Source organism: Nocardioides sp. (assembly GCF_035547795.1).
GTDB lineage: Bacteria > Actinomycetota > Actinomycetes > Propionibacteriales > Nocardioidaceae > Nocardioides.
Map to the genome: position 1 here is coordinate 1 of NZ_DASZUF010000045.1, position 5,887 is coordinate 5,887.

Consider the following 5,887-nt stretch of genomic DNA (forward strand, 5'->3'; position numbering starts at 1 on the left):
GTGATCTGGCGCTGCTGGCACGACGAGGTCGCCTACAACCCCGACCAGCACGGCGCACTCCAAGCGCTGCTCAACAGTGCCGAAGCCGCCTGACGTTGACACAGGGCTACTCATGCGACGTCCTCTCTGAACTCATGGTGGAAGATCTCGGGGAACGGGTCGGCCCGCAGCCAGCGGCCGGCAGCGGGATCGCCGTTCACCAGGTCGGCGAAGGCGGCGCAGAGCGTCGCGACCGCTTCGCTGACCGCCGGATCGGTGGGCGCCTCGTCCGCACGACGATCGATGCCGCCGAGCAGGTGGTCGCCGCCCTGGACGACGGCCAGGTGCTTGAGCGGCGCCGGCGCCGCGTCGAACGGCTCGCGGCGCCACGACAGCCCCTCGCCGTGCGGTCCCCGGTCAGCGGTGGCGGTCACCACCAGCACCGGAGTCGCCACCTCATCCCAGGACCGCGGCGTCAGGCCGCGGTCGCCGCTCCCCTGCGGCGAGAGGAGCAATCCGGCACACGCCGCCGGATGGCGCAGGCTGTCGTCGATGCCGACGCCTTCGAGCCGGGTGCCGAGGACCAACTGCGCGGTGTAGGCGCCGTACGAATGGCCAGCCAGGATCACCCGATCGGGTCGCAACGCCACGGGCAGATGGGTCTGCGTGGCCAGCGAGTCAAGCACGGCGTGGACGCGCGCCACCCGAGCCATCCAGTGGGTGGGATCGAACAGCATCTCGTGCATCGCCGCCCGGTGCCGCGGGTCGCGCGGCCAGGTGTGCTCCTCGCCCGGCCCCATCCCCAGCCGCGACGCGGCCAGAGCGAAGGAGTCGAGGAACTGAGGATGGAGTACGACGTGGCCGTGCCCGGCCAGCCGCGCGCCCAGCGCGGCGTAGCCGCGGTGGTCGCCGCCCAGGCCGTGCGCCAGGACGACCACGGGCGCCGGCTCCGCGACCTCGGTGGGGAATTGTGCGAAGACGGCGACCGACCGGCCGTCGACGACGGTCCAGGCCGGGACGTCCAGGGTCTCCACCCGGTGCCGGCCGGTCGCCCTCCACCGCTCGGTGAGCGAGCTTGTGCGCGCCACGGCGCCTCCTTCCTAGCGTTTCGTTAGTAACGTAACGCTAGTTAGAGGGCCGTGACAAGGGTCACAGGGGAAAGAGCCGGCCTCAGGTCTCGTTGGTGATCAGCGACGCTGGTGTCACTTGAGGCCGTCGGCGAGTGCACAAGCCTCGGTCGAGAGCCGCTCGGCGGGGCCTCGTTCCCCGGCGTGCACCGCGCGCCAGTAGTCGATCTTCAGCCGGACGTACCGCTGCCGCCGCGATCTGCTCGGCCTCCTCTCGGCCTCCTCGGTGAGCCGCCGGTCCTGCTTGGCGAGCAGCCCGATCTGCGCCGCTGCGGTGTCGGGACCGAGCTCCCGGTTGGCGACGTACTGGCGCCTGCCGCTCACGGGCATCCCGGTCGCGGCCAGGCAGGCGACCCACATCAGCTGGTCCAGGTCGTCCTCGTCGCAGACCCGGTGCCTGCTGCTGCCACGGCTGATGGGTGCGACCATCCCGATCGACTCGTAGTAGCGCAGCGTGCTGGCCGGCAGCGCGGTCAGTGCTGCCGCCTCCTTGATCGTGTGGGCCCGCTGGGCCGTCCGTGTGCTCGTCGCATCGCGGTGGGAACTTCAAGTCCTTGAAGTCACAGGGTGCGCGGATGGCTCCGCAGCCTCGTCGGCGGGTGCCAGACTCGGCTCGTGGACACCCCGGACGAGCCCAAGCCACTGCTCCGAGGACGCAGCCTCCTGCTGCTCGAGGACTTCTGCCGGGCCTCCGGCCTCGACCCGGCGACCGTCTCCGCCCTCGTCCGCTCGGGCACGGTCGAGGGGCTCTTCCACCTCGACGGCCGCGTGGCCGGCCTGTTCGACGACGTACTCCCGACCGTGGCCGACCTCCGCAGCATGGGCTTCGTCATACGGGACGACTACGACCCCGATCTGCTCCGCAGCTACACCATGGAGGATGACGAGGACGACGACGGGCTCGACGACGGGGATTCGTCGTGGTCGATCTCCTGGGGCGACGGCCCACGGCATCTGAGGATCTCCGTGCCCGGCGCCGAGTAGGCGAGCACGGGGGATGCTGTCTCGGCTCGGGCCGGCCGGGCAGGCGGTTCCGGGTCGGGCGCGCCGGGACTAGGGTCGAGCACGTGCACGAACACGAGCGATTCGACCACGAGGCGGCGACGTGGGATGACGACCCCGGCCACGAGAAGCGACAGGTCGCGGTGGCCCGGGCCATCGAGGAGGCCGTGCACCTCGACCCCCAGATGAACGCCCTCGACATCGGTGGCGGCACCGGCCGGCTGAGCATCCTGCTCGCCGACCGGGTCGGCTCGGTGCTGGTGACCGACCCCTCCGCCGGGATGGTGGAGGTCGCGCGGCGCCGGATCGAGGCGGCCGGCCTCGGCGACCGACTGCGCGCCGTCCGGGCGGACCTGACGGTCGACCGGCTCGACGGGGTCTACGACGTGGCATGGAGCTCCATGGCCCTGCACCACGTGCAGGACGTGGAGGGACTGTTGCGGTCCGTGGCGGGGCTGCTGGTCGACGGCGGCCGGCTGGCCATCGCCGACCTGGACGAGGATCCCGACGGTGCCTTCCACGCCGACAAGGCCGACTTCGCGGGACACCACGGATTCGACAGGCAACGCCTTGCCGAGCAGCTGAGCCGCGCCGGCTTCACCGACGTCGCCTTCGTCGACGCCACCACCGTCCTCAAGGGTGACCGCGAGTTCGGCCTGTTCCTGTGCACGGCGACCAAGGGCGCCTGAGCGCAGATCAGCCGGCCACGTCGACCGCCGTCACCGTCCACCCTCGCCCGGTCGCGTCCAGGCGCATCGTGAAGACGAACGACATCGCCCGACTGGCATGTGCGTCACCCGCGACGACCTCCTCGGTCCTGCGGTCGACCTCGTAGTAGATCCCCTCCGTCTCGACCGCGACCCGGAACACGATCGGCTCGCGGGAGACGAGTTCGCGCACCTCGATCCCGCGGATCGTGGCGGTTCGCATGACGGTGCGGTTGGGCGTGCGGACCGCGGTGAAGTCGAGGCTGCCGTCGTTCATCTGCCATTCCTCCAGGAACTGGCTGATGGCGACCTCGAGCACCGACTTGTCGAAGCGCGCGTCGACCAGACTCAGGTCGGCAGCCGCCTCGTCGGCGTCGTCGGCCCACGAGACGCTCGTCAGGGAGAGTACGTCGGACACCCGCGGCGCCGTCGTACGTCCGGCGACCTCCAGCATGGCGTCGCGGGCCACCGCCTTCTGGTTCCAGGTGTCGGTCTCGATCGCATCGGAGAGGTGGTGGCTGCCGTCCTCGGCCTGCTCGACGGAGACGACGATCCACTCGCCCGCAGCGTTCTTGCGAAGTGTCCAGTACTCGACCGGGCGTGTCGAGCGGTCGTTGCGGGTCAAGCGCATCCCGGAACGACCGTTGACGACGTAGTCGTTCAGTGTCGCCGTGATGCGGAAGGTCACGGTGTCGTCGGTCTCGCCGGCACGGTTGGCGACGTTGACCATCTCGACGTCCGGCCCGCGGACGATCTCGACGACGTTCACCTCGCCGCGCGCCTCGTACTCGCGCAGCTGCTCGGCCCACTTGCCGTACAGGACCGGGGCCAGGATCGCCCTGAGCGTCGCGTCGTCACGCGCGGTCCAGGCGCGCTGAGCCTGCACATAGAGAGTCGCGGCGCGGGACTTGAGCGTCTCCACGTCGAAGGTGGCGTCGCTGGCGGCCAGGGCGTCGACCTCGGCCTCGACGCGCGCCGCACGCGCCCGAGCCTCCTTGTTGGCGCGGTGAGCCACCCGATCGCTGGTGGTGTTCGTCCGGTGCTTCGCCGCCCGGCGCGCGGACCAGCTCTTGAACAGGGAGTACGCCACGATCGCCAGGATGATGATGACCAGCAGCGTGCCGCCCCCGCCGCCCCCACCGAGGAAGAGGAACCCGCCTCCCCCGCCGAAATGGACGCCCCCGCCTCCGCCACCGAAGCCGCCACCGCCACCCCCGAAGCCGCCGCGGCCACCACCGCCACGGGCGTACGCCGCAGTCGGCTCCAGCAGAACCGGCAGCAGAGCCAGCCCGGCGGTGAACGCGACGAGCGGGGCCAGTCGACGTACGCGGGAGCGACGAACGGGTGCTGGGACCATGGCGGGGCCTTGTCGGGAGGTGGGATTCTTTCCTCGACAGTACGCCGGTAGCCATCGCCCTTCAGCGCTGGCCGGGCTCTTCCTCCGCCGGTCGCCCACCGAGGAGTCGACGCCACCGGGGCCGCCGGCCCGAGCTCGGTGGCCGTTGGGTCCGTTCCCACTCCGCCTTGGTCAGGAGCTTGCCCGCCCGACGCTGCCGCGCCACGCACGCGGTGTGTGCATGACGACGCCGCTGCCGGTCGCCCTCGGGATACAGCAGCGTGTTGGGAACCATCGCCAGGAACAAGCCGTGGCAGATCGCACACGTATAGGTCTTCGCCTGCCGCCCTTGTGCCGGCCGCATGTCCCACCAGCGCACCGGATCTGCCATTGAGCAAGGTTACGACCAACCAGGGCCGGTCGGGGTGGCCCCGCGGCGGCTCCGCCGTACTGGCGGTGAGACGCTGTCCCGGTGGATCCATCAGGTGCTCCGGGCCGGCAGTCTCCTGGTCCGTTGTCCGGAGCGGTCCTCGGCGTCGGGGCGGGCCTCCTGCTGTCGGCGGTGTGGGCCTTCGGCGCCTCCGACGTCGCACTCGCGCTCACGATGGTGTTCGTCGGCCTGATCGTGGCGGTGACCTTCGGGGCTCCGTCGTGGCGCCGGTTCGGAGTTGCCATGCTCTTCGCCGCGGCCATCGTGGCCGGCGTGATCGTCCTCGTGACCGTCTGACGTCCGACGATCCACTGGGCACCCACAGAACAGAAGTGGCCCTCACATCGTGAGGGCCACTTCACCTTGTAGCGGGGACAGGATTTGAACCTGTGACCTCTGGACAAGATCGGAGACCTGTCCCCGGCTACCTCACACCTCGGGTCCCTCTGGGAAACCTCGGGTTGTTGAGGAGGTTCCGCTTCGGACAGCTTCAAGAGTATCGGAACGTCTCGGAACCGTTGCCGGTCATATCTGATGCCTTTTCGATGACGGTTCGAAACCCCCATGCTTGGGCTGGCCGACGTCAACGCACGATGCTGAGCACGGGCCTGGGGTCGTCCTCACCGAGCATCTCGCTCAGATGGGATGCCGTCCAACAGAGTTCGATCGCCAGGTCCCGTCTCGTAAGGCCATGACGCTCGGCGAGCTCGAGCGCCTCGCGCAGCAGAGATGGCACCTCGCCCTTATACGTGGCGATCGGTTCATCGCGGCGAAATTCGGCCGACGCGCTGAGTCGCTGGTAGGCCCTCCGCACCGAGAGATCGGAGACCACTCGCAACTCACCCATGCGGCGTACGAGGGACTCGACAGAGACACCCCACTCAGCGCTCAGCTTGTCCAGGGCCGCAATTCTCATGGTGCGAGGGAGCAGCGGCTCGATCTCTGCGCGCGGCGTGAGGAGCTCCGCGGCGAACTCGTCGGCCTCTCGCTCCTGCTGCCGGTCGCCCGGTAGCGGGTTGGCATGGAGGAGCAGATGGCCAAGCTCATGGGCGCACGTGAATCGGTATCGATACACGGAATGCGCCCGCTCGGGCGTGATGATCACGAGTGGACGACCAAGCGCATCTGTCGAGTAGGCGCTCACCCTGCCTACCGACTCGTTCGTCATGGGAGTCAAGCTGATGACGATCCCGTGAGACTCCATGGTCGCGGCGAGGTGCGGCAGCGGACCTCGCCCGATACCCCATGCCTGACGAAGCAGTTGCGCTGCCTGCGCGGGGGGTGTGCCTTCCTCGACCGCTGGCAA

At 69.6% G+C, this 5,887-nt stretch carries 7 protein-coding genes; 3 read left to right on the forward strand and 4 right to left on the reverse strand.

Annotated elements, in window-relative coordinates; translation table 11 throughout:
• Positions 1-110: 110 nt before the first annotated feature.
• Positions 111-1,067, reverse strand: coding sequence for an alpha/beta hydrolase family protein (locus VHA72_RS03740; protein WP_325573103.1), 957 nt, complete (start codon positions 1,065-1,067; stop codon positions 111-113).
• Between the two features lie 114 nt (positions 1,068-1,181).
• Positions 1,182-1,601 carry a MerR family DNA-binding transcriptional regulator gene (locus VHA72_RS03745; protein WP_325573109.1) on the reverse strand — a complete coding sequence of 140 codons (420 nt, stop codon included), beginning with the start codon at positions 1,599-1,601 and terminating at the stop codon, positions 1,182-1,184.
• Between the two features lie 120 nt (positions 1,602-1,721).
• Here VHA72_RS03745 and VHA72_RS03750 point away from each other — a divergent pair, with 120 nt between their 5' ends.
• Both VHA72_RS03750 and VHA72_RS03755 read left to right on the forward strand, forming a co-directional pair.
• Positions 1,722-2,090, forward strand: a complete 369-nt coding sequence (locus VHA72_RS03750; RefSeq protein WP_325573104.1) for a hypothetical protein — start codon at positions 1,722-1,724, stop codon at positions 2,088-2,090.
• 83 nt (positions 2,091-2,173) lie between these two features.
• Positions 2,174-2,797, forward strand: a complete 624-nt coding sequence (locus VHA72_RS03755; protein ID WP_325573105.1) for a class I SAM-dependent methyltransferase — start codon at positions 2,174-2,176, stop codon at positions 2,795-2,797.
• A 7-nt stretch (positions 2,798-2,804) separates the two neighbouring features.
• Here the strand turns inward: VHA72_RS03755 and VHA72_RS03760 are convergent, their stop codons facing one another.
• A complete protein-coding gene (locus VHA72_RS03760; protein WP_325573106.1) occupies positions 2,805-4,172 on the reverse strand; it encodes a TIM44-like domain-containing protein in 1,368 nt (455 codons plus the stop codon).
• Positions 4,173-4,665: 493 nt separating this feature from the next.
• On the opposite strand from VHA72_RS03760, the gene VHA72_RS03765 reads away from it, so the two are divergent.
• Positions 4,666-4,878: a hypothetical protein gene (locus VHA72_RS03765; RefSeq protein ID WP_325573107.1), complete on the forward strand. Its 213-nt coding sequence runs from the start codon at positions 4,666-4,668 to the stop codon at positions 4,876-4,878.
• Positions 4,879-5,164: 286 nt separating this feature from the next.
• Here VHA72_RS03765 and VHA72_RS03770 read toward each other — a convergent pair.
• A partial coding sequence (locus VHA72_RS03770) for an ImmA/IrrE family metallo-endopeptidase (protein ID WP_325573108.1) occupies positions 5,165-5,887 on the reverse strand: 723 nt, incomplete at its 5' end.

Coding starts and splice junctions, on each gene's coding strand:
- VHA72_RS03760 (WP_325573106.1), bottom strand. CDS start 4,172: ATGGTCCCAGCACCCGTTCGTCGCTCCCGCGTACGTCGACTGGCCCCG.